Source organism: Bacillus sp. FJAT-29814, from assembly GCF_001510715.1.
Lineage (GTDB): Bacteria > Bacillota > Bacilli > Bacillales > Cytobacillaceae > Neobacillus.
In genome coordinates this window covers 329,980-351,626 of record NZ_LMTJ01000001.1, presented here as the reverse complement: position 1 = coordinate 351,626, position 21,647 = coordinate 329,980, and the positions used below count along the sequence as shown (strand labels likewise).

The 21,647-nt window shown below is 41.7% G+C and carries 21 protein-coding genes and 1 pseudogene; 1 reads left to right on the top strand and 21 read right to left on the bottom strand.

Annotated elements, in window-relative coordinates; translation table 11 throughout:
- Positions 1-20: 20 nt before the first annotated feature.
- A pseudogene (locus AR334_RS01665) lies at positions 21-407 on the bottom strand (PspA/IM30 family protein); the annotation flags it as partial.
- A 244-nt stretch (positions 408-651) separates the two neighbouring features.
- Between AR334_RS01665 and AR334_RS01660 the strand changes: the two are divergent.
- The gene (locus tag AR334_RS01660) at positions 652-948 is read left to right on the top strand and encodes a DUF3243 domain-containing protein (RefSeq protein ID WP_066304227.1); all 297 of its coding nucleotides are present in this window, start codon (positions 652-654) and stop codon (positions 946-948) included.
- A 79-nt stretch (positions 949-1,027) separates the two neighbouring features.
- Here the strand turns inward: AR334_RS01660 and AR334_RS01655 are convergent, their stop codons facing one another.
- From AR334_RS01655 to AR334_RS01560, 20 genes are all read right to left on the bottom strand, one after another.
- Positions 1,028-1,795 carry an SDR family NAD(P)-dependent oxidoreductase gene (locus AR334_RS01655; protein ID WP_066304226.1) on the bottom strand — a complete coding sequence of 256 codons (768 nt, stop codon included), beginning with the start codon at positions 1,793-1,795 and terminating at the stop codon, positions 1,028-1,030.
- 56 nt (positions 1,796-1,851) lie between these two features.
- Positions 1,852-3,441, bottom strand: coding sequence for an AMP-binding protein (locus AR334_RS01650; RefSeq protein WP_066304225.1), 1,590 nt, complete (start codon positions 3,439-3,441; stop codon positions 1,852-1,854).
- 57 nt (positions 3,442-3,498) lie between these two features.
- On the bottom strand, positions 3,499-4,230 hold the full coding sequence (locus AR334_RS01645) for an SDR family NAD(P)-dependent oxidoreductase (RefSeq protein ID WP_066304224.1): 732 nt from the start codon (positions 4,228-4,230) through the stop codon (positions 3,499-3,501).
- Between the two features lie 98 nt (positions 4,231-4,328).
- Entirely contained in the window at positions 4,329-5,459 is a 1,131-nt protein-coding gene (locus tag AR334_RS01640; protein ID WP_066304223.1) for a TRAP transporter substrate-binding protein, read from the bottom strand.
- Positions 5,460-5,537: 78 nt separating this feature from the next.
- A complete protein-coding gene (locus tag AR334_RS01635; protein ID WP_066304222.1) occupies positions 5,538-6,680 on the bottom strand; it encodes an amidohydrolase family protein in 1,143 nt (380 codons plus the stop codon).
- Between the two features lie 81 nt (positions 6,681-6,761).
- Positions 6,762-7,109 (bottom strand): Rieske (2Fe-2S) protein, encoded by a 348-nt coding sequence (locus AR334_RS01630; protein ID WP_066304221.1) that lies wholly within the window; start codon positions 7,107-7,109, stop codon positions 6,762-6,764.
- 133 nt (positions 7,110-7,242) lie between these two features.
- Entirely contained in the window at positions 7,243-7,656 is a 414-nt protein-coding gene (locus tag AR334_RS01625) for a Zn-ribbon domain-containing OB-fold protein (protein WP_066304220.1), read from the bottom strand.
- A gap of 2 nt (positions 7,657-7,658) precedes the next feature.
- Positions 7,659-8,828, bottom strand: a complete 1,170-nt coding sequence (locus AR334_RS01620) for a hypothetical protein (protein WP_066304219.1) — start codon at positions 8,826-8,828, stop codon at positions 7,659-7,661.
- Positions 8,829-8,935: 107 nt separating this feature from the next.
- Positions 8,936-10,153, bottom strand: a complete 1,218-nt coding sequence (locus AR334_RS01615) for an acyl-CoA dehydrogenase family protein (RefSeq protein WP_066304218.1) — start codon at positions 10,151-10,153, stop codon at positions 8,936-8,938.
- Positions 10,150-11,151, bottom strand: coding sequence for an MBL fold metallo-hydrolase (locus AR334_RS01610; RefSeq protein WP_066304217.1), 1,002 nt, complete (start codon positions 11,149-11,151; stop codon positions 10,150-10,152). The genes AR334_RS01615 and AR334_RS01610 overlap by 4 nt, the downstream gene beginning before the upstream one ends.
- Before the next feature lie 148 nt (positions 11,152-11,299).
- On the bottom strand, positions 11,300-12,601 hold the full coding sequence (locus AR334_RS01605; RefSeq protein WP_066304216.1) for a TRAP transporter large permease: 1,302 nt from the start codon (positions 12,599-12,601) through the stop codon (positions 11,300-11,302).
- Entirely contained in the window at positions 12,591-13,127 is a 537-nt protein-coding gene (locus AR334_RS01600; RefSeq protein ID WP_066304215.1) for a TRAP transporter small permease subunit, read from the bottom strand. The genes AR334_RS01605 and AR334_RS01600 overlap by 11 nt, the downstream gene beginning before the upstream one ends.
- Before the next feature lie 96 nt (positions 13,128-13,223).
- Positions 13,224-13,991, bottom strand: a complete 768-nt coding sequence (locus AR334_RS01595; protein ID WP_066304214.1) for an SDR family oxidoreductase — start codon at positions 13,989-13,991, stop codon at positions 13,224-13,226.
- 244 nt (positions 13,992-14,235) lie between these two features.
- Complete coding sequence (locus tag AR334_RS01590) at positions 14,236-14,832, bottom strand: TetR/AcrR family transcriptional regulator (protein WP_066304207.1); 597 nt, start codon at positions 14,830-14,832, stop codon at positions 14,236-14,238.
- Between the two features lie 59 nt (positions 14,833-14,891).
- The gene (locus tag AR334_RS01585; protein ID WP_066304205.1) at positions 14,892-15,962 is read right to left on the bottom strand and encodes a phosphotransferase family protein; all 1,071 of its coding nucleotides are present in this window, start codon (positions 15,960-15,962) and stop codon (positions 14,892-14,894) included.
- A gap of 132 nt (positions 15,963-16,094) precedes the next feature.
- Positions 16,095-17,246, bottom strand: coding sequence for a thiolase family protein (locus tag AR334_RS01580; protein ID WP_066304203.1), 1,152 nt, complete (start codon positions 17,244-17,246; stop codon positions 16,095-16,097).
- Positions 17,247-17,265: 19 nt separating this feature from the next.
- Entirely contained in the window at positions 17,266-18,411 is a 1,146-nt protein-coding gene (locus tag AR334_RS01575) for an acyl-CoA dehydrogenase family protein (protein WP_066304202.1), read from the bottom strand.
- A 53-nt stretch (positions 18,412-18,464) separates the two neighbouring features.
- The gene (locus tag AR334_RS01570) at positions 18,465-19,604 is read right to left on the bottom strand and encodes a thiolase family protein (protein WP_066304200.1); all 1,140 of its coding nucleotides are present in this window, start codon (positions 19,602-19,604) and stop codon (positions 18,465-18,467) included.
- Between the two features lie 15 nt (positions 19,605-19,619).
- Positions 19,620-20,027 carry a Zn-ribbon domain-containing OB-fold protein gene (locus tag AR334_RS01565; RefSeq protein WP_066304197.1) on the bottom strand — a complete coding sequence of 136 codons (408 nt, stop codon included), beginning with the start codon at positions 20,025-20,027 and terminating at the stop codon, positions 19,620-19,622.
- Positions 20,028-20,385: 358 nt separating this feature from the next.
- Complete coding sequence (locus AR334_RS01560) at positions 20,386-21,507, bottom strand: TRAP transporter substrate-binding protein (protein ID WP_066304193.1); 1,122 nt, start codon at positions 21,505-21,507, stop codon at positions 20,386-20,388.
- Positions 21,508-21,647 lie beyond the last annotated feature (140 nt).

The following is a 21,647-nucleotide window of genomic DNA, read 5'->3' as shown; positions in this document are numbered from 1 at the left end:
CTTCAGGATAATCTTGCCCGCTCCCACTCCTCGATTTCCTTCATCAGTTTATCATGCATTTGCTTCATTTGGTTGGATTTTTCAGTTGACAACTGGTACGTTGTTTGAAGTTCCGATAATTCGGCTGTTAGCAGCGCTTTTTTTTCCTGGAACTTCCTTGCGTCCCTCTCCTGCGCCTTGAGAGTGTAGCGCTCCATTTTATTTATCTCATCCTGGCACTCATCCAGCTTCCGTTTTGCCCGTTGCTCCTCCGCCATTACCAACGCCTTTTCTGCTTTTACTTTACCAAAATCCTTCTTCAAATTCTGCAAATACTGATCAATCATTTTCTCTGGGTCATCCGCCTTATCCAACAACGCATTAATGTTGCTGGTCATAATCTCTTTAAATCTTGCCAAAATACTCATCCCTGCCCCCCACCTTCCAAAAAACATCATATTCAATATACTGTTTTATTTTCAAAAAGTTTCATATTTTACTGACGCAATCCCGCAAAATTATAGTAGATACGACCTAAGAGAAATTTATCACAATTCCAACGCCAATCCTTCGGGGGACCACTTCTCGAAATTAGCCGTTTCTCCGAAAAAAGGTTTTGTTTTGTCCAGCAGAGGGTACGCACAGGGTACAACCTAAAAAGGAGTGACTTTTATGGACAAGCAGTTAAATGAGCAAGAAATAGAAACTCATATGTACAAAAACGGAGATTCTTTAACAAGTTTTGATGATTTTAGGGAATATTTGAGAGGTAAAATTAATTTAGGTAAAAAGCTAGGCATGGACGAAGAGCAATTAGCCAATTCGGCTCAAAAAGTGGCAGAGTACCTAGCAGATAAAGTTCCGCCTAAAAATTCCGAGGAACGCTTATTACAGGAGCTTTGGAACGTGGGTACGGAGGAAGAACAGCACAAGCTGGCACACATGCTTGTACGGTTAGTCCAGAACTGATGGAATATTAGATTTAACTATTACAAGAAACGAACCCATGCCTAAGGGGTGGGTTCGTTTCTTTTTTAAAATAATATGTTCACCGAACCGTCCAAGCACTATCCACTGTTAAAACTTCACCATTTACAAATTTGGAATCATCAGAAGCGAGGAATAACACTGCAGCGGCTATATCTTCTGGAACTCCTCTATTAAATGGACCGAGGTCCGTGAACGCCGCCATGCCTATCTCATCTATGCTCGAAGTATCCTTTGGAGTAATATTGGTTAAGATAGACCCAGGGGCAATTGCATTTGCCCGGATTTTTCCGTTATTCCTACCATAAAACGCCGCTATGTTTTTAGTGAGACCAATAACTGCATGTTTTGCCATGGTATACCCTGTACCGCCACGGGCTCCAAAAGTACCTGCAACAGAAGCGATATTCACAATCGTCCCACCTGTTTCCTGCTTTTTGAATACTCTGACTGCTGCGCGTGCTGCAAAAAATGGCCCATTTACGTTAACCGCCATGACACGTTCAAGTAATTCATTGGAGTAATTTTCAATGGAAGTCATCCTATCCGTAACACCAGCAACATTTGCTAAGATATCCAGTCTTCCATATTCATCTAATGCCTTGCTGATCATTTTCTCACAATCAGATTCTTTTGATACATCTGTTTTAATTGCTACAGCAACTCCACCGTTAGAATTAATTTCATCCAATACTTCATTCATCGTAGCTTCATTAAACTCGGCTAAAACAACTTTAGCCCCTTCTTTTGCAAGTAATTTTGCACTCGCACGCCCTATACCAGAGCCGGCTCCAGTTACAACAGCCACTTTACCTTTTAATTTGCCCAAACGTCATACCTCCTGAAAATACTGTCTAAACCCATCCGTTTCTATGAAAATGGTTTTTAACTTTGAACTTCATAGCCGGCGCGCTCACGGTCCCAAGTATCCAAAGTAATACCTTCCTGACGAAGTTTATATTTTTCTACCCTTTGGGACGTATTTCTAGGTAACTCTTTTACGAGCCTTATATACCGTGGAATAGCAAAATGGGCCATTCTTGGTTTACAAAACTCAAGCAACTCTTCAGGTTCTAGTGTTGCACCATCTTTGACCATAATTACGGCAAGTACCTCTTCATCGCCATTATTTTCAGCAGGAACCCCAACCGCAGCAGAATCATATACACTAGGATGAGAATTGATGACCCGCTCTACCTCATAGGAGGAAATGTTCTCCCCTCTTCTTCGAATGGCATCTTTTTTCCGGTCAATAAAGTAAATATAGCCATCCTCATCTTTCATTCCCCGGTCCCCGGAATGGAACCAGAGATTTTTCCATGCTTCCACTGTTTCTTTTTCCATCTTGTAATAACCCGTAAACATAACTCCCGGTTCCTTTGGACGAAGCACAATCTCACCCGCTACACCCTGTGGACAAGGGCGGTCATCTTCATCGTGAATCTCTATTTCGTAGAAAGGAACTGCGCGGCCACAAGAGCCTTTCCTGAAGGAATCTGCAAGATTGTTCGTCACAGTACCCACTTCTGTTAAGCCATAAATTTCAGTCACTTTTACATTAAACCTTTCCCGGAAAGCATCATAAAGTTCTGGAGGAGTGGGTCCGCCATAAGCTTTTCGAACCAAATGATCTGCATCATCCGGCCTCTCTGGCAGCTTCATAAGTAAAGTGAAAAGCGAACCAAGAGCATTAAACGAGGTTATTTTCTCAGCTCGGCAAATATCCCAAAATTTCGAAGTAGAAAATTTCTCATGCAGGACGACATCGCTGTCAGCCAGCAATGCTGCCAGAACCGTCGTAAAACGTGCATTCCCATGAAATAGCGGATATCCAGTGAATAAACGGTCCTCCGGTCCATAATCCATGATTTCACAACAATTTTCAGCAAGTTTAAAGTTATGGATGTGTGTCAATACAACTCCCTTTGACGGACCTGTGGTACCCGATGTAAAAAGGATAACAGAAGGATCATCTGGGGTGATTTCTACATCGATCTCCGAATCACTAGCTTGAGAGAGTAATTCCTCAAAGGAATGAACAGATACGGAATCTACACTAGACTTAGAAAAGCCGCCAACGATGATAATATGACGCAAATTCTCTAATTCTCCTATAACAGCCTCCACACGGTCTACCAAATCTGCTGAAATCACGATGGCCTGACATTCAGCTTTATTAAGCATGTAAGTCAAAAGATCACCTCTAAAAGAGGTATTGATAGGAACCTCAATGACGCCAATCCGTGACAGCCCCAGCCATGTAAAGAGAAACTCTGGGCAATTTGGTAACATAACAGCACAGGTTTGTCCCTTCGACAATCCCAGTGACTTCATAAAATCGGCAACTTTGTTTCCATTTTTATGAAACTCATTATAAGTAACATCAGTATGTTCAAAGCGGACAAATCGTTTAAAAGGAGAGGTTTTCGTACGAAATTCTACTACTTTACCAAATGTCCATATCCCTTTATACATATAATACCTCCTATAAGTCCAAATAAAGTTATTCTACGAAGGCCTTTATATAGAATTTCACTTAAATTCAGGTGGTCTACCCCATCCGTTAACCTCAATGGTATTTCTTACAATGGCCCGGCTGCCTGGTTCACACAAAAATCCCACTACATCCGCAACATCTTTTGGATGCATCCAATCGGTTGTATCAGCGTCTGTTCCGTTTGCTAAATCTGTCAATACATTCCCCGGACATAATGTAATGACACGAACCCGATAGGGATGACACTCTTCGGACAAACATTTGCTCATCCCAACCAATGCGTGCTTCGAGGCGGCGTAAGCGGCACGGCCGCTCGCCCCCCTTAATCCCCATATCGAAGCGATGTTAACAATCAGTCCGTTTTTCTGTTCCATCATTTTTGGGAGGACCTTTTGGCTGAGTAAAAAGGGGCCTCGGACATTGACAGCAAAGGTTTGATCCCATTCAGAAACACTGTAATCTACTAAAGCGTTCAATCGGCCAATACCGGCATTATTGACGAGAACATCAATGGGACCAAGCGTTTTGGAAATACTTTCGTATGCGCGCTCCACATCATTTTCATTAGAAATATCGACTACTTCTGCAGCACAAGCGACTCCCAAGGACTGAATTTCTTCAAGTGTTTTCCGAACATCGGGTGAGATATCACATAAACCTACGGCAATACCTCTTTTAGCCAGTGTCAGTGCAATTTCACGGCCAATCCCCCTTGCTGCTCCAGTTACAATAGCAGCTTTGTATAGACTCTTTTCTTCAATGGACATAAACGTTTCCCTCCTCGAAACAAAAATAAAATGCTGTTTGGCAAATTAAATTTGCCGAAACAGCTTTTTATTTCTTTAAAATCGGATAACAGAACTAATCAGTTTTTAAACTCAAACGGAGGCTCAAGCCCTTCTTCTTCCATAATCTTCAGGACACCATCGACCAGCTTTTTCCCGTCATAACCCTTTTTATCTGCTTCCTTAATCCATTCCTTCCAGACGGCTTCGGCAGGTGCAGTAAACTTCGCTAACTCCTTAGGAGAAAGTTCAATAATTTCTCCTTTTCCTTTTAATTCAGCTTTAATCTTTTCTTTGCTTTCTTTGGCCCCATCAGCATAAGCAACATTAAGGGCTTCTTCTAAATTTGCATCTAGAGATTCGTCAAACTTTTTCTGGGTCTCAGGAGACAAACTATCCCATTTAGCCTGATTCATGATAACGGCTTGAACTGAGTTGGACACTGGTAAGTTTGTAATATATGGTGCAGGTTCATAAAACTTTTGTGAGTACATGCCCCCAAATGCATAAATGGCCACGTCCATAGTCCCTTTTTCAAGTCCAGAATAAATATCCTCAATAGCCATAGAGACTGGTACAGCCCCCCATGATTTAAATAACGGCTCATAGCTGGGCAAGTCGAATTGTGTTTTCTTGCCTTTCAGGTCTTCTACTGTACGAATCGGTTTTGTGCTCGCAAGAACGGCAGGGTCAGAGAGATAAATACTTACGATTTTCACTCCTAATTTCTTTAAATCTTCTTCTAAATACTTCTCCATAAACTTCTTTGCGATTTTCGCCTTTAAAAGATGATCATCTGACTTGGAAAATAAGAACGGTAAATCTAGCACAGTTGATTTAAAGAGAGGTGAGTCAGGGAAGAATTTACCAACAGCTAAGCCTATGTCGTATACGCCGCCGCTGACATCCTGGATAACCGTTTTTGTGCCCCCTAATACTCCTCCTGCCTGAATATTAATAGTTGCTGATCCATTCGTTTCTTGCTTTACTTTCTCAGCCCAAGGTTCAATACCTTTTACATTAATAACATGAGAAGCTGGAACCGCTATTCCAAATATTAACTCCGTTGATTTTCCACCGGTCTTGTTCCCATTCCCTTTTGCATTTGAGGTACTTGATGTTTGATTTCCACCACAGGCTGTTAAAATCATCGAGAGTGCTAGAATAATAGCGGCAAAACTATACAAAGATCCTTTGGTCCGGTTCTTCATTTACGATATTCCTCCCTAAAGGGTAGATTCTTAAAATTATTATCATCTTTGAAAGATCCCTGCGTTGCCATAATGTGGTTATTGTTTACTAGCTGCATCCTCAATGATTTTCAAATCCTTTGCAGAAAGCCCCAAATAGGCTACTGGGTTATCAAATAAGATTTTTCTCCGCAGGTCAGCCGGAATTTTATTAAAGGCGGCCTTCGGTGCGTCAAACTCCCAGTGTGGATAATCGCTAGAAAAGATCAAACGATCCGTTCCAATCATTTCAATTAGTTTTACGATGTTTTGCGGATCCTCATGAGACTCGATAAATGGTTGTGTTCCAAACCAGAAATGCTCCTTTACATATTCACTCGGATAACGCTTCACCCATGGGGTTTCCAGACGCAAAGCTTTCCAGTGAGTATCCATTGTGTACATCATGTTTGGCACCCAGCCAAAGCCGCCTTCAACAAAACCAACCTTTAGTTCCGGGAATTTCTCGAAAACACCGCCAAAAACCATACTGGCCATTTGCGCCTGAAAGGTTAAGCAATTAAGCGTTTGGTATTCCCCGTAGTATTTTTGTGCACCAGTGGCGTGATACTTGTTTTGTCCCCCCGGCAAGGAAACATGGAAGGTACAGACCAAATTATTGCGGACGGCCGCTTCCCAAATCGGATCATAGAAAGAATCTCCATAGCCACGGTGCGGGGAATGAATCGCCAATCCAACTTGAACCATTTGCGGGTGTCCGCCAACACGGTCGATTTCACGCGCTGCAGCAATCGGATCGGCCGCAGCAATGGAAACTGTTCCTTTGAAACGGGGATCCTTTGATAACCAGCGGTCAATTAACCAATCGTTTAACGCAGCACCTATGGCAGAAGCCCAATGATCCTGCGGCAAGCTATTCAAACAGAAGGTATCGTTCGGGTACAATACCGCCATATTTACACCGTGTTCTTCCATCAATTGTTTTCTCAAGAAATCAGGAGATGTTCCAGGATAGGCGCCGTCTGGGGTCCATGAATCTTTTCGGACTCCTCCATTTGCCACAATCGCATAGCTAATACTCATTACTTGTCTGAACTGCGAGGCAGATTTGGCGAAATTCTTCCAATGATTATCCATGTATTCTATCAATTCATCAAACGAATTTTCATGTACATGAACATCACAATCAATCACTTTAAGCGAGTTTCCCTTTTTAGTTAATTCTTCCTGGGTCATTGCCATAGTAAATCCCCTCCATATAGGTTTGAAAATTCAATAAATTATAGGTAATCCACGATTTCACCAAGAATTTTGACGAAACCCCTAAATGTCAATTAATACATTTTCTTCTGCCACTTCAACACTGTAGCTTTTCAGTTTATAGTTACAATCGAAGAGTGATTTGCCTGTTGTAACATCAAATTCATAATGATGCCAAGGACAAGTCAGCACCAGATTCTCCTTCCCAAAGCAATAAACCCCTACGTCCGATTCTAATGTTGTCCCTTTCAGTGCTCCTTCTCCCATCGACGCTGCTTGGTGTGGACAAATACCACTTACTGCATAAAAATCATTTCCGTTTCTAACCAAGACAATTTCACGGTTCTTAATTTTAAAGGTTTTCTTTTCTCCTGATAGGAGGTCATCTACCCTACAAAGCAACTGTTTCATCTTTCAATTACCACCTCTTGTATAGTTGTATTTAAACCTCTTTCTAGGACAGTCAATTTCTACATTTCCCGAGAACCCTTACATGATAATGTAGCGGGTAAATCCCGTGTACTCAATGAAAAGACACAAAGTATTAAATCTTTGCAAAGCCAAGTAAAGTTTGATCCCCAACCTTGTAAAACGTTGCTTTAACCGGCATATCCGCTTTCAGCGAGAACCGATCATCGCTAGGAATTAATCTTCCTAATATCTTGGCCCCTTCCTCTAATTCGACAGTAAGGACCGTGTAGGGTAAGTCTTCAGCAAAGGCCGGGTCAAATGCACGATGGACAACAGTCCAGGAGAACACCTTTCCCTGCCCAGAAGTCTTAACCCATTCCCAGTTCTTACTTGCGCAGTAAGGACAGCGGTATACAGGTGGAAACCATTTCTTTTCACAATCATGACATGCCTGAACATGAAGCTCATGTTCGCTGATTTTCTCCCACCAAAATTCACTTTCTGGGGTCATTTCCGGAGTAATTCCCGTACTCTGTTTTTGAGTCATCTTTAATCCCTCCTTAAAATGAGTGCTGAACCGTCGGCTTGGTTTCCGCTGGTAACAACGCCGATATTCGCATTCGCCACCTGTCGGGATCCGCTTCTTCCCTGTAACTGCATAACCGCCTCAGCTACTGAATTCATCCCATGTATATATCCTTCACAAAGGAGTCCGCCATGCGTATTCACCGGCAGCCTTCCGCCAAGTCCTGTCTCTCCCGCCCGAACAAAGGCCCCTGCTTCCCCTCGTCCAGTAAAGCCCAGACCTTCCAAGGCAAATAATACGGCACTTGAAAAACAATCATAAAACTCGGCAAAGTCTACTTCTTTTGGGGTGATTCCTGCACTTTCCCATAAGGGCTGAGCCAATAGATTGGTATAGTTCGTTGTAATGTCATCCCAAAGCAATTTATCATTCATATCAAGACCTGATCTTGGTCCGCAAACATATGCAGCCCCTTCGATGATGACTGGAGGATGATTTAATTGGCGGGCATTTTTTACTGACGTTACTAACACCGCAACTGCACCATCAACCTCAGTGGTGCAATCAGCCTTGCGGAAAGGGTCTGCAATCATCGGGCTATCCAAGTAATCCTCAAAGGTCAGCGGCTTTTGGATAATCGCACGCTCATTCAGCAGCGCAAACTTTCGCTGAGCAATGGGGACTGCAGCAATATCTTCGATGGTTGCACCTGTCTCAATCATGTAACGGCGTGCCCACATCGCTGCAAAGGAAGGCTGTCCCATATACCCAATCGGATCGCGAAATTGAGCTGCTTCTCCAGCCACCGTCATACCGCCAATTCGTTTGCCGCTTCTGCCATTCAGTGCTCGAAACACCAGGATATTTTCAGCGAGCCCCGCTTCTATGGCCATGGCTGCAAGCATGACAGCATAGGCAGGAGCTTGACCTCCTGTATTCAAATTGAGTATATAATTCTGTTTCGGCAAGGCAAGTGCGGTCGCCACTGATTCACTAGAGACGGAGTCCCCGAGTACACTAAAGCTAACCACTCCGTCTATATCTTTCAATTCCAAACCCGATTCAACGACTGCATTGACACAAGCATCTGACGCAAGTTGAAGAACGGACTTGCCAGATTGTCTTGAAAATTCCGTATAGCCTACTCCTGCTATCGCGGTGTTCCCTAGAAATGATGGACGTTTTTTCGACAACAATATCCCTCCTAAATGAATCTCCTTAATTTACCGAAATGGCTCCTTCATATTCATGGTTAGTTGAGTGATAGAGTTAGAGGAAAAGGAGCCAATGAATGTACACATTATTGTTTGCTGGAAAACTGTCTTACTTCCTGTTTGGCAATTGCCTCCCGGTGAACTTCATTTGGTCCATCAGCTAAGCGAACAATACGAGCGTAAGTCCAATGTCTGGCAAGAGGAAACTCTTGGCTGACACCTCCGCCGCCATGAACCTGAATGGCACGATCAATTACTTTTGTAGCAACTTCAGGGGCAACCACCTTAATCATGGCTATTTCTTTCTTTGCTTCTTTATTTCCTACTTTATCCATCATATCTGCTGCTTTTAAAGTTAAGAGTCTTGCCTGATCGATTTCAATACGTGAATCCGCAATCCATTGACGAATAACGCCTTTGTCAACAAGTGTACCTCCAAAAGCAACCCGCTCTTGGGCTCGTTTTATCATTAGTTCTAGCGCTCTTTCAGCTAAACCAATCATCCGCATACAATGATGGATACGGCCTGGCCCCAGTCTTCCTTGCGCAATCGCAAAGCCTTTCCCTTCACCCCAAAGGATATTACTTACAGGAACACGGACATTCTCAAACAAAACTTCGCCATGTCCATGAGGAGCATCATCAAAACCATAAACATTAAGATTACGAACGATTGTTATGCCTGGAGAATCTGCAGGTACTAGAATCATAGATTGTTGTTCATATGTCGGTGCAGTCGGATCCGTTTTACCCATAAAAATGAAAACTTTACATCGGGGATCTGGAGCTCCAGATGTCCACCATTTACGACCGTTTATGACATACTCATCCCCATCTCTTACAATACTGGATTGGATATTTCTTGCATCAGAAGAAGCAACAAGCGGTTCCGTCATGGCAAAAGCAGATCTGATTTTGCCTTCGAGAAGAGGAACAAGCCACTGTTCCTTCTGTTCCTCAGTCCCATATCGGTCGATTACTTCCATATTCCCTGTGTCTGGGGCACTACAATTAAACACCTCTGGTCCTAAGTAAGGAGAGCGGCCCATGATTTCCATTAACGGAGCAAATTCTAGATTCGTGAGTCCATAACCGTATTTACTATCGGGCAAAAAGAGATTCCATAATCCTTTTTCTTTTGCTTTTTCTTTAAGTTCATCTACGATTGCCGGTATTTGCCATCTAGTCGGGAATTCATTTAATTGCTGCTCATACACTTTTTCAGCCGGATACACATATTGCTCCATAAATTCCGTAACTTCAGCCTGAAGTCTCTTTACCTTGTCTGTGTACTCAAAATTCATCGTTTCATCAGCTCCTTTTTTATAGAACGAAAATATTTAACCCCATATTTCGTGATTTCTTCCACTTCACCGCGCTCCACCAGCAGGTCGAGATGACCTGTTGCTTCATAAACAACTAACATTAATTGTTCCTTCACCGTCTTTGGTGAAAATAATTCCTGAACAATCTCAAACCCAGTTTTGAATTTTTCGCTTATGATACCTTTTATCACGGCTGCACGTTTTTCAATATCGTCCAATCGTTCCTCAACAAGTTCTTGCAGGTTCATCACTGGTGTGCCGTGACCTGTTAATATCGTATCAATGGGGATTTCGACGCATTTTTTTAGATTACTCATGTATTGGATTAACGGAGTTGCCCTATTTTCACTTGGTGTTAGAGGCGGCTCAATCGCTGCATTGGATGAAATGTGTTTAATAATATGGTCTCCTGCAATCAACAACTGATCACTTTCCCGATAGAAGGAAATGTGACTTTGGGCATGCCCCTTTGTCTCAATAATTTGCCACTCGGGTAATCCTGGTATGGAATCTCCTTCATTTAGTTCCACGGTAAGATCCACATTGCTGCAGGACAATTGCTGTAATTTTTCGAAAAACAGTTTGCCTGTTCCACACAGTTGTGCTGGCAAGCCAAATTCAGAAAGAAACCGATGAAAAAATTCATGGTGCCATTCCACAAACTGTTTGTCTGGCAGCAGCCAAGGGCGATTATTCGGGTGTCCTAATATAGGGATGGGATGGCACTCTAAAATACGGTCTAACAACCCAACGTGATCGATATGATGATGTGTCAGCAACACCTGGTCAATATCATGAAGGGTTAACTGCAATTTCTCTAATGACTTTGTCAACATGGCCCAATTTTTTGATAAATTGGCCCCAGTATCGATAAGCGTTAATTTCTCGCCAAATAGTAAATACGTATTTATTGACCCCACGGGTGAGCCAGTGTCGAGTTGTATTAGCTCTATTCCTTTATTGGATATGTCGGACATAGGCATCCACCTCAAGAGTATAAGAATTTTCCAATGTGTTTTTTTAAAACTTAAAAGATGAATCATTTTTCAATATCAGACACTTTGTATGAAGGAGATTTAGCTTATAGGCTAAACAATCCTCCATGCTGTTGAACTCACTTGATATCTACATATGATTAGGCAGCCATAGTGCCATATTAGGAAACAGCACCAACAAAACGAGCATAACGATGATTGGGACGACAAAACGTAATGCTCCCTTGAAGATATCTTCAAGGCGCAATTCTGGTACTGCCCCCTTTAAAACAAAACAATTCATTCCTACCGGTGGTGTAATCAACGCAAGCTCGATAATCACGACAATCCAGACGCCGAACCAAATCAAATCAAAACCCAAAGCTTGGATGATAGGAACGATAATTGGCATGGTAATGACAATCATCGCTAATGAATCCATTACACAGCCCAATACGAAATACATCGCTAGAATCAATAGCATAACAACCCACCATGGAACATCCAATGAAGTAATAAAAGAGGCCAAGTATTTAGGGAGACCTGTTAAGGCCAAGAAATAATTTAAGATAAACGCGCCAATGATAATGGCAAACAGAAAACCCGTGGATCGAAGTGTTCTTTCAAGAGCCGTAATCAAGGATTTTAGGTTCAATTTTCTTTTGGCCATGGCAAGGATGACGGAAACTGCTGCTCCAACTCCGGCTGCCTCCGTTGGACTAAACCATCCCGCATACATGCCGCCTATAACAATAGCAAATAATACCAATATCCAAAGAGTAGACTTTAAGGCTACAAGTTTTTCCTTCCAAGAGTATTTCATATTCATATCAGGAGCTAAATGAGGCTGAAATTTAACTGTAATTAAAATCGTCATTATAAATAGGACAGTTAAAACAATGCCTGGGATGATACCAGCAATCAATAGCTTCCCGATGGATTGTTCTGTCAGGATTCCATAAATGATGAACGCTCCGCTTGGAGGGATTAGAATACCCAATGTGCCTCCTGCAGCGATGGTTCCGCTGCTGAATTTGTCATTGTACCCAGATCTTTGCATCTCCTTGTGAGCGATAACCCCCATGGTTCCTGTGGATGCCACACTCGAACCGGAAGCTGCAGCAAATAAGGCGGAAGCACCGATGGTGGAAGTAGCTAGACCTCCTTTGAAATTGCCAAACCATTTACGAAAAGTATCAAATAAATCCGTGCTGATCCCCGAGATAAATAACAGCTCTCCCATTAACATAAACATCGGAACAGTACTAAATGTATAACTAAAGCTTTGTGTCCATGTAATCGATTCAATGGCAGATTCAAGGGCAACCGGTCCTCGAAGGTATAGAATTCCCAATATGCCAGGCAGAGTCATAGAAATGGCAATCGGAACCCTTAAAAACATTAGTACAAACATTAAAAGAATCGCTAATAGTCCCAACATCTCAAATGACACTGACTTCACTCCCCTCTTGTTCTTGTTCCACAACTTTTCCAGTCGTAAGTTCAACGATGTTGTTGATAATTTTCACCAAGGACTCCAATCCCCAGAGGAAAAAGCCAATTCCTAGTAAAAATTGAAACGGGTAATGCGGAACATGGAGAATCGTGGTAGAAACTAAAAAGGTATGAAGAGCCTTTAATCCTGCTCCAATTTGAATCGTGCCGACAACAAAACAAATGGCACTTACTAAAATGTAACCGAAAATATTAAATGCCGCCTGTACTCGTTTATTAAACCGGTCCACTAACAAACCGACCTTTATATGCGCATCAACACTTTCCGAATAGGCAATCCCTAATCCTACCAAGACGACCATCATTAATTGCACAAGTTCGTAATCTCCAATTATTGGTTTGTTGATAACACCTCTGGAGATTACTGAGCAAGCAATCAATGCCATCATCAAAAAGATTGTTATGATGGCTCCCCAACGAATAATGGCTGTTAAACCCTTAATAACCTTGAATAATAGATTCATTTCAGCACCCCATTTCAACTAGTAAGTTCAATCACTCTTTTACTTCTGATACACTATTTGCAAGGTTTGCTGGAAGCTTCACAGCATAGACAGTTGTTATAGCCCCTCAACTTGGGCCATAATCCGCATCCCCCCATCTACGCGAATGATCTCTCCGTTAATCATTTCCATTTCGTCAGAACAAAGTGTGAGGATGACCTTTGCAACATCCTCAATTTCCATGGGCCGCTTAAAAGGAATGTTCGACTGGGCTGCCTCAATACGTTGGTGAAAATTTGGGTTGAGTTTTCGTAAAGACTCAGTATTTAATGTACCGGGAGAGATGGTGTTGGAGGTTATTCCATATGGTCCGAACTCTACCGCCATATATCGGATAAGAGCTTCCATCGCAGCTTTAGGTACACCGATAGCTGCATAGTTCTTAACAGCTAATTCTGAACCTAGACTTGTGATGGCAAGGATTCTGCCCCACTGCTTTTCTTTCATATGCGGAGTTAATTCTTGTGCCCCTATAAGCAATGGGTTCAAATTAATATTAAATGCATGGCTCCATAATTCAGAATCAATGGTTGAAAGGCTTGATTTAAAAGCGTGAACGGCATTATGTATAAAAATGTCGATACCACCCAATCTTGCTATAGCCGTTTTACAAAGATTAGCCATTTCCTCAGTATTGCCAACGTCAGCTTTAATGATCTCTACCTTTGTTCCAAACTTTGAAACTTCTTTAAATGTTTCCAATGCACTACTTTCATTATGATAATAATTAATGACGACATTTGCTCCATCACGGGCAAAAGCGATGGCTAATTCTTTGCCTAAACCTTTTGAACTGCCCGTTATTAAAACATTTTTATTTTTCATCCCAGCAACCCTCACTTTCTAAAAAACTATATTTTATTAGCTGTTTAAATACAGTATGCGCTTTCAAAATAGAAGGAAACTAATGAAGGCAGCAACACAATTTGATATCTGATTCAAGTTTCACTTATATTCATATTTTATAGCTGCCCATATCAATAGTCAACATTTTTTCTGCCAATTTGAAAAATTATGTTTATTCCAAAAAGTATTTTATAATGCTCCATAAATCTAGAAAAACCCTTTTTTATTGCTTGATAATACCATGCTTCAAGAGATCCATAACCTCATCTAAAAGGGCATCATCTATATCCTCATCATTCCATAATATCCAGTTCAATCCAATATAATTGGTAATTCCCATGATACTATATACAATCACTTCTGGATTTAGGGGTTTAATCTCCCCCTTCCTAATAGCGATTTCTATGGAGCTTATATATGAATCCGCCAGTTTTTCAAACATATTGCGATGAAGTTCCTTGTTTACAAATTCGGCTTGCGGGAATAAGCTATACCAATGCGGTCGTTCCTTGACAAATTCAAATAAAGCTTTTATCCCCTCTCTTTCTATCTCAATTCTATTTTCCAGCCCTGATATTCTTTTCCTAATTAACCCAATTAATTTTTTTTGCATTTCCCACAGAAGTGATTCAAAGATTTCATACTTTGACTCAAAATAGGTGTAAAAATTTCCAAGAGATACTCCTGCATGTTGTGTAATTTCCGTTATACTGCTTTGGTGGTAACCATTTTTTCCAAAAACGTATTCAGCAGACCGCAACAATTTTTCTTTTGTCTTAAGTCCTCTGTTAGTTTTTGGCAATAGATTGTTTTTTTGCACTTTTGGCCTCCTGACTCATGTTTTAATGTTAACTAGGAAGTCATAACATTCATTAGATCTTAAATGGTTTTTGTGTTAATTATTTCGTAGGAATATTCCATTAAGCTATCAATCGATTGATTTAGACTACTAAACCGTGGATCTGTCGCTGAACCCTTCACCCATCTGTAATAAATTTGCTGCATAACCACAGCTGTTTTAAAATAGGCAAAAGCCAGGTAAAAATGTAACGCTGGAATATCTCTACCTGACTTCAAAGCATAACGCTCAATCAGGTCGTTTCTTGAAAGGAATCCAGGTTGGGATGTGACCGAAGGCAAGCTAGTTTTCAACTTTTCACTATCACCCGGTTCTCTCCAATAGCTTAGTGAGATAGCCAAATCAAAAATCGGGTCAGCTATGGTAGACATTTCCCAGTCAAAAATAGCTTCCACCTTTCCCAAGTGCTGATTTGAGAACATCATATTGTTCATTTTATAGTCATTGTGTATAACAGATTCTCCATAAGATAAGGGAATATTGCTTGTGAACCACTTGGCGAGTTTATCAAACTGGGGTACTTCGTGAGTTTTACTATTCTCATATCGTTTTATCCAGCCATGTACTTGTCTCTCTAAAAACCCCTGAGGTCTTCCGAATGACTCTAATCCGATTTCCTTATAATCTAGTTTATGTAACTCAGCAAGTGTATCAATAAATGCATAGGAAATCTGACGACCCCTCTCTTCTGTTAAATGAATACCCGCTGGTATACTTGTATCGAAAACAATTCCATTTTTTCGTTCCATTACATAGAATGGCACACCAATTACTGATTCATCGTCACAAAACAGATAGGGTTTTGGAACATAGGGAAATACTGGATGTAATTTGTTTAATAGTGATGACTCTCTTTCCATATCATGTGCTTTTGGCGGCAATGGTCCACCAGGAGGGCGGCGCATAACAACCTCTTCACTTCCACAGCGAATAAGGTAAGTCCAATTGGAAAATCCAGCAGAGAATTGATTTACCTCAATTGGTTGGTTGGGCCAATCAGGGAAATTTTTTAACATAAATGCATGAAAATTTTCCTCGTTAAAATCCTCTCCTTTTCGTATGGAAGTAATCACATCATTTTGACTTTCCATCTTATTGCCACCTTTCATCTATTTAAATAGTTTTATAATTTTACCTTGTCAAAAAGAACCTCCATTTGTTATCCAAGGAGTATGCAGCAAACAATCTTTGTTATTTGCTGCTTATCCTTTTTACACAAAATGCTAATTGATTCTTTCAATAATAGTTCCATTGGCCATTCCGCCGCCCTCACAAATTGCTTGAAGACCAAACCTTCCTCCTGTTCTTTCTAAATCATTCATCATGGAGATCATCAATTTGGCACCAGTAGCTCCAAGCGGATGCCCCAATGCAATTGCACCGCCATTTGGATTTAGTTTCTGAGGATCAGCCTTTATCTCTTCTAACCAGCACATTGGGACCGAAGCAAAAGCTTCATTTACTTCATACGTATCCATGTCCCCAATGGTCAGGTTTGCCTTTTGCAGGACCTGTCTGGTTGCTTCAATCGGGCCAGTCAACATCAATGTAGGATCCGAACCGACAACCACCCTGGCAACAATTCGGAAACGCGGCTTTAATCCTAACTCTTCAGCTTTTTCCCTAGACATCAACAGGACAGCAGCGGCTCCATCGCTCATTTGACTAGAATTGCCGGCATGGATTTTTCCGTTTTCCATAAATGCCGGTTTAAGTGTTGCTAGTTTTTCAATGGTTGAACCCTTGCGCGGCCCTTCATCCTGTGTAACAACGGTTGTGGTCCCATCCTCGAATGTTACCTCTATTGGCATGATTTCCCGGTCAAAACGCCCTTCTTCTTGGGCCTTAAGTGCACGATGATGACTTTCTAAAGAAAATTCATCTAATTGACTTCTCGTAAATCCCCATTTGTCTGCAATCCTTTCGGCAGATAACCCTTGGTTAATCATCTCATATCTAGTTGTGAGTTCTTCACTCCAGGTGGAATTTTTGCGTGTTGAACCCATTGGCACCCGTGTCATGCTTTCCACACCGCCGGCTATCACAATATCCATGTCCCCGCTCATAATGGCCTGGGCCGCGAAATGAATAGCCTGCTGACCGGAGCCGCACTGACGGTCGATGGTGGTGGCTGGCACGTGAATAGGAAAGTCCGCCATCAATACTGCAGTCCGGGCAATATTATAGGTCTGTTCTTCCGTTTGTGACACACAACCCATAATGACGTCTTGGACCATTCCCGGTTCAATACCTGCACGGTTTACTAATTCCTTTAGGACTTTTGCAGCTAATTCATCTGGACGAACAGTGCTAAGAGCACCCTTTCGTTTTCCAACAGGTGTTCTAACTCCCTCTACTATAACAACTTCTCTCATTTTTCACGCCTCCGAAATTTTATAGCCCCATCCGCTTAGCAATAATCGTTTTCATAATTTCATTTGTGCCGGCATATATCGATATGGCTTGAACGTCTCTAAACCTTCTAGCAATCTCGTATTCTTCCATATAACCGTAGCCCCCATGCAGCTGCATACATTGAGTGGCGACCCTTTTGGTCATTTCGGTTATCCACCATTTCGCCATAGAAACCTGTGTGACGACTTCCTTTTTATTAATATGATTGACAATCAAGTCATCTACAAACGTTCTCGCCATTTGGATCTCTGTTGCCATTTCAGCGAGTTTAAACTGTGTATTTTGAAATTGGCTGATTGATTTTCCGAATGCTTTTCTTTGTTTGACATAATCAATAGTTATTTCGAGCATTTTTTCCGCTTGGGCCACGCTTCCAACCGCAACTAGGAGCCTTTCCTGCTGTAGTTTCTCCATTAAATAGTAGAAGCCTTTTCCTTCCTCACCCAGTAGGTTCTCTGCGGGGACCCGGGCATCCTCGAAAATAAGTTCAGCTGTATCGGAACTGTACTGTCCTACTTTTTTTAGCTGCCTGCCTTTTGAAAAACCCGGAGTATCACGTTCCACTACAATTAAACTAATTCCCTTATAGCCGGGTTCAGCTTTTAGGTCGGTCTTGCATGCCACTACGAATAAGTCACCTGTGATACCGGTTGTAATAAATGTTTTCTCACCATTTAATATATAGTAATCCCCATCTTTAACCGCCGTGGTCCGGATGCCCGCCACGTCGGAGCCTCCTCCCGGTTCTGTCATGGCAATTCCTGTAATAATATCACCGCTTATGCAGCCTGGCAGCCAGCGCTCCTTCTGCTCTTCATTGCCAAACGTGTTAATGTAGGGAACGACAATATCATTATGGTTATTAATTCCCACCAAACCGCTGCCTACTCTTTCCAATTCCTCATTGATAATAATGGAATAGCCGAAATCAGCATTGGCCCCGCCATATTTCTCATCCACCCATGGGCAGAGAAAACCTTGTTCCCCCATCTTCTTCCAAAATGACCGGGGAATCCTTTTTTCTTCTTCCCACTGCTCAAAATGAGGGATTGCTTCTTTTTCTAGAAACTTCTTTAAGGCACGTCTAAAGATTTGGTGTTCTTCATTTAAATAGGTCGGACTCATCATTCTGCTCCTTTTAATAAAATTTGAAATTCTAAGCGTTTTCAACTAATCTACTACTTTACTAAAATCGTTACACAGGAGTTTCCTCCAGCCCCTTCGCTGTGGCTTAACGCAACCTTTGCCCCTTGGACTTGATTAGGGCCGGCTTCTCCCCTGAGCTGCCAAGTAATCTCTGCAATTTGTCCAAGCGAGGATGCTCCCACCGGTTCCCCTCTGGAAAGGATCCCTCCGCTCACATTGATGGGGATTCTGCCACCAAGAGAGGTCTCACCAGCTAACGCCCTCGGCCCGCCCTCTCCGATTGGACAAAAGCCTAATGACTCAGAATAGATAATTTCAGAGCCGGCATCTACATCTTGGATTTCAGCTACATGTATATCCTCAGGTCCCAGCCCAGCCATTTTATAGGCAGATTGTGCTGCCCTTTCCGCTAAAACCGGATAGGAGGCCTGGGCCGGAGCTGATACAGCGGGTACGAACATATCCCGTCTTCTCCTTGTTTCTAGAACAGAAGCTGCTATTGTCACATAATTTTTCGTAAAGCGCTCTGCGGTTTTCTTATTGCAAATAACGGCAGCTGCTCCACCATCATTCGGTGCACACAGCATATACAGTGTCAATGGATCACAGACCATCCGCGATTGGAGGATTTCTTCAACTGATAGTTCTTTTCGGAACATGGCATATCGATTATGAACAGCATGTTTATGACTTTTATAAGCAATATGAGCGAGCTGTTCTTTGGTTGTACCATATTTCACCATGTGCTCATGAATATTTAGGGCAAAATATAGCGGATTCGCCCCTAACCCTGTAGATTCCTGCCAATGGTCATAACCAGCCCCATGCAAGAAGCCTCTCGGACTTTTCTCAAAACCAACTGCCAGGACGATATCGTACTGGCCGGATTTAATGGCTTGGTATGCCAAGCGCACCGCGGAAGCCCCGCTGGCACAGGCATTTTCAACGTTCACGATTGGAATGCCTGGTAATCCTAACCTTTCCAAGACATTGTGACCAGATGCTGATACTTCATAAACATTGGCACAAAATGCCGCCTGAACATCCTTCATACTCATATTTGCATCCTTCAATGCACGCTGCGCAGCAACGGATCCTAAAGTTCGGTAATCCTTGTCATTGTATCTGCCAAACTCGTGCATACCCACACCTGCGATGACGACCTCTGTCAAGCTAATCCCTCCCCGTTATTGAATGGGTTTAAATTTATATGTCAAAAATTCTTTTTCGTCTTCTATAAAAGCGGTATCCATGACAATTTCGATATCCATGCCCGGAATTAAACGGTCAATGTTCTTTTCCGTCATAACCCCTAAAATTCGAATGCCCTCCGGAAATTCTACAATTCCAACCGTATAGGGAACAGTTCCCTTGAATCCCGGCGGAGGTGACGTGATCCCCGTAAAACATACCAATTTACCTAATGAACCTATTGTTTTCTCTTCCATGGTATCTGTACAGCATTCAGGACAATAATCTTGCTTGGGGAAAACTAATTCTCCGCATGCTGAACAACCAGAAACAACTAGCATTGGTGATGGGGATGTCCATTGAAATAAGCCGTCTTTTACAGGTACTTTTACTAAACCTTCCATTAAAGTTCATTCCTCCTTTATTAAGGATCATACTTTTAAAGCCGTTTTATTTGAAACTCACCTTATAATTTAAAAAGTGAATCAACTTTCAATATTAGTCACATCCTTCCAAATTATAACCAAATGAGGGGGGACCCTCCCTGATTTGAGCCTTTTTCAAAGATAGTCTGATTGAAGCGCTTTCTTTTATCTGATATATGAATCAACTTTCAAATTATAACTTAATTTTAATAACTCATTTTATTATTGTCAATATTTTTTCTGATAATTTAGAATTGTCGAGATAAAATATAGTAGATCTCCACCCAGATTGGGTAAAATCTACTATATTTTGATCTCACATTTTTATTCAGACAGGCTACATCGAAAACGGTGGTTCTACTCCTTCTTCTTTCATGATTCGCAAGAACCCATCCATTAACTTTTGCCCATCATAGCCTTTTTTGTTTGCTTCATTGATCCATTGCTTCCATACTCCCTTTGCAGGTTCCATAAATCCTTCTAAATCTTCACTATTTGGTTGAATAACTTCACCTTTCCCTTCTACTTCTTTTGATAGCTGGCTTATGGCCTGGTCCATTGTTTTCAAAAAGCTTCCTTGCCATAGCTCCATTAATTTAGGATTGAATTCCTCATCAAAGCGCTTCTGCATATCTGGGGTTAAGCCTTTGTATTTATCCAAATTCATGATGGCAACTGCAGAAACCCCTGATATCGGCAAATTAGTTATATATGGTGCCGGCTCATAAATCTTAGTAGAATAGGCACCCGCAGGAGCATAAAGACTGACATCCAAGGTTTTCCTGTCAAGAGCAGAATATAAATCTTCGATCGCCACTGATACTGGCGTACCGCCCCAGCCTTTAATAATTGGATCCCAGTTAGCTCCTTGCAGCAAAATCCGTTTCCCCTTTAGGTCCTTGACTGATTTAATAGGTGTTGTACTAAATATGGTTAAGGGGTCACTAGAATAAACACCGAGTAATTTTACACCCATTTTTTCAAATTCCGCTTTAACATATTCATTTACAAGTCGCTCTGCTACTTTTACTTTTTTCTGATAGTGATCTTTCGCATTAATGAAAGCAAATGGTAAGTCTAAAACGGTCATTTTAAATAATGGGGTGTCAGGATAGTACTGGGCAACAGTGTAACCAATATCATAAACCCCGCCACTTACGTCCTGAAGTGATTGTTGAGAACCCCCAAGCACCGATCCCCCTTGCACGTCGATATTTACGACACCATCTGTTTCGTCCCCAACTAATTTTGCCCAAGGTTCAAAAGCGTTTGTTTGTGTATGATGGGTTTCAGGAGTCCAGGATCCAAATTTTAAAGAAATAGATTTTTGTTCACTATTTCCTTTTTCTTCACCTTTCGTTTCATTTCCTGAGGAAGGGTTCCCTCCACAAGCTGCCAAAGCAAAGATCATCACGACGAGTGTAAAAACTGTAAATGTTAATTTAATGGTCCTATTCATCCAACGCACCCCTCTTTTCTATATTTTTAATATTCTGAATTATAAGGGTAAAAATTTTTAGTACCTTGTACGCCTGAAGGAAAAGTGAAACTGCAAAGAATCTACTTTTCCTCTCAAGTTATGAATCTTAAGAAACCTAT

What these genes read in the sequence shown, in the direction of transcription:
- AR334_RS01610 (WP_066304217.1), bottom strand. Translation starts at nt 11,151, where the DNA reads ATGTCCGACATATCCAATAAAGGAATAGAGCTAATACAACTCGACACT.
- AR334_RS01640 (WP_066304223.1), bottom strand. Translation starts at nt 5,459, where the DNA reads ATGAAGAACCGGACCAAAGGATCTTTGTATAGTTTTGCCGCTATTATT.
- AR334_RS01595 (WP_066304214.1), bottom strand. Translation starts at nt 13,991, where the DNA reads ATGAAAAATAAAAATGTTTTAATAACGGGCAGTTCAAAAGGTTTAGGC.
- AR334_RS01645 (WP_066304224.1), bottom strand. Translation starts at nt 4,230, where the DNA reads ATGTCCATTGAAGAAAAGAGTCTATACAAAGCTGCTATTGTAACTGGA.
- AR334_RS01580 (WP_066304203.1), bottom strand. Translation starts at nt 17,246, where the DNA reads ATGAGAGAAGTTGTTATAGTAGAGGGAGTTAGAACACCTGTTGGAAAA.
- AR334_RS01625 (WP_066304220.1), bottom strand. Translation starts at nt 7,656, where the DNA reads ATGACTCAAAAACAGAGTACGGGAATTACTCCGGAAATGACCCCAGAA.
- AR334_RS01585 (WP_066304205.1), bottom strand. Translation starts at nt 15,962, where the DNA reads ATGGAAAGTCAAAATGATGTGATTACTTCCATACGAAAAGGAGAGGAT.
- AR334_RS01565 (WP_066304197.1), bottom strand. Translation starts at nt 20,027, where the DNA reads ATGGAAGGTTTAGTAAAAGTACCTGTAAAAGACGGCTTATTTCAATGG.
- AR334_RS01630 (WP_066304221.1), bottom strand. Translation starts at nt 7,109, where the DNA reads ATGAAACAGTTGCTTTGTAGGGTAGATGACCTCCTATCAGGAGAAAAG.
- AR334_RS01615 (WP_066304218.1), bottom strand. Translation starts at nt 10,153, where the DNA reads ATGAATTTTGAGTACACAGACAAGGTAAAGAGACTTCAGGCTGAAGTT.
- AR334_RS01635 (WP_066304222.1), bottom strand. Translation starts at nt 6,680, where the DNA reads ATGGCAATGACCCAGGAAGAATTAACTAAAAAGGGAAACTCGCTTAAA.
- AR334_RS01600 (WP_066304215.1), bottom strand. Translation starts at nt 13,127, where the DNA reads ATGAATCTATTATTCAAGGTTATTAAGGGTTTAACAGCCATTATTCGT.
- AR334_RS01560 (WP_066304193.1), bottom strand. Translation starts at nt 21,507, where the DNA reads ATGAATAGGACCATTAAATTAACATTTACAGTTTTTACACTCGTCGTG.
- AR334_RS01650 (WP_066304225.1), bottom strand. Translation starts at nt 3,441, where the DNA reads ATGTATAAAGGGATATGGACATTTGGTAAAGTAGTAGAATTTCGTACG.
- AR334_RS01660 (WP_066304227.1), top strand. Translation starts at nt 652, where the DNA reads ATGGACAAGCAGTTAAATGAGCAAGAAATAGAAACTCATATGTACAAA.
- AR334_RS01575 (WP_066304202.1), bottom strand. Translation starts at nt 18,411, where the DNA reads ATGAGTCCGACCTATTTAAATGAAGAACACCAAATCTTTAGACGTGCC.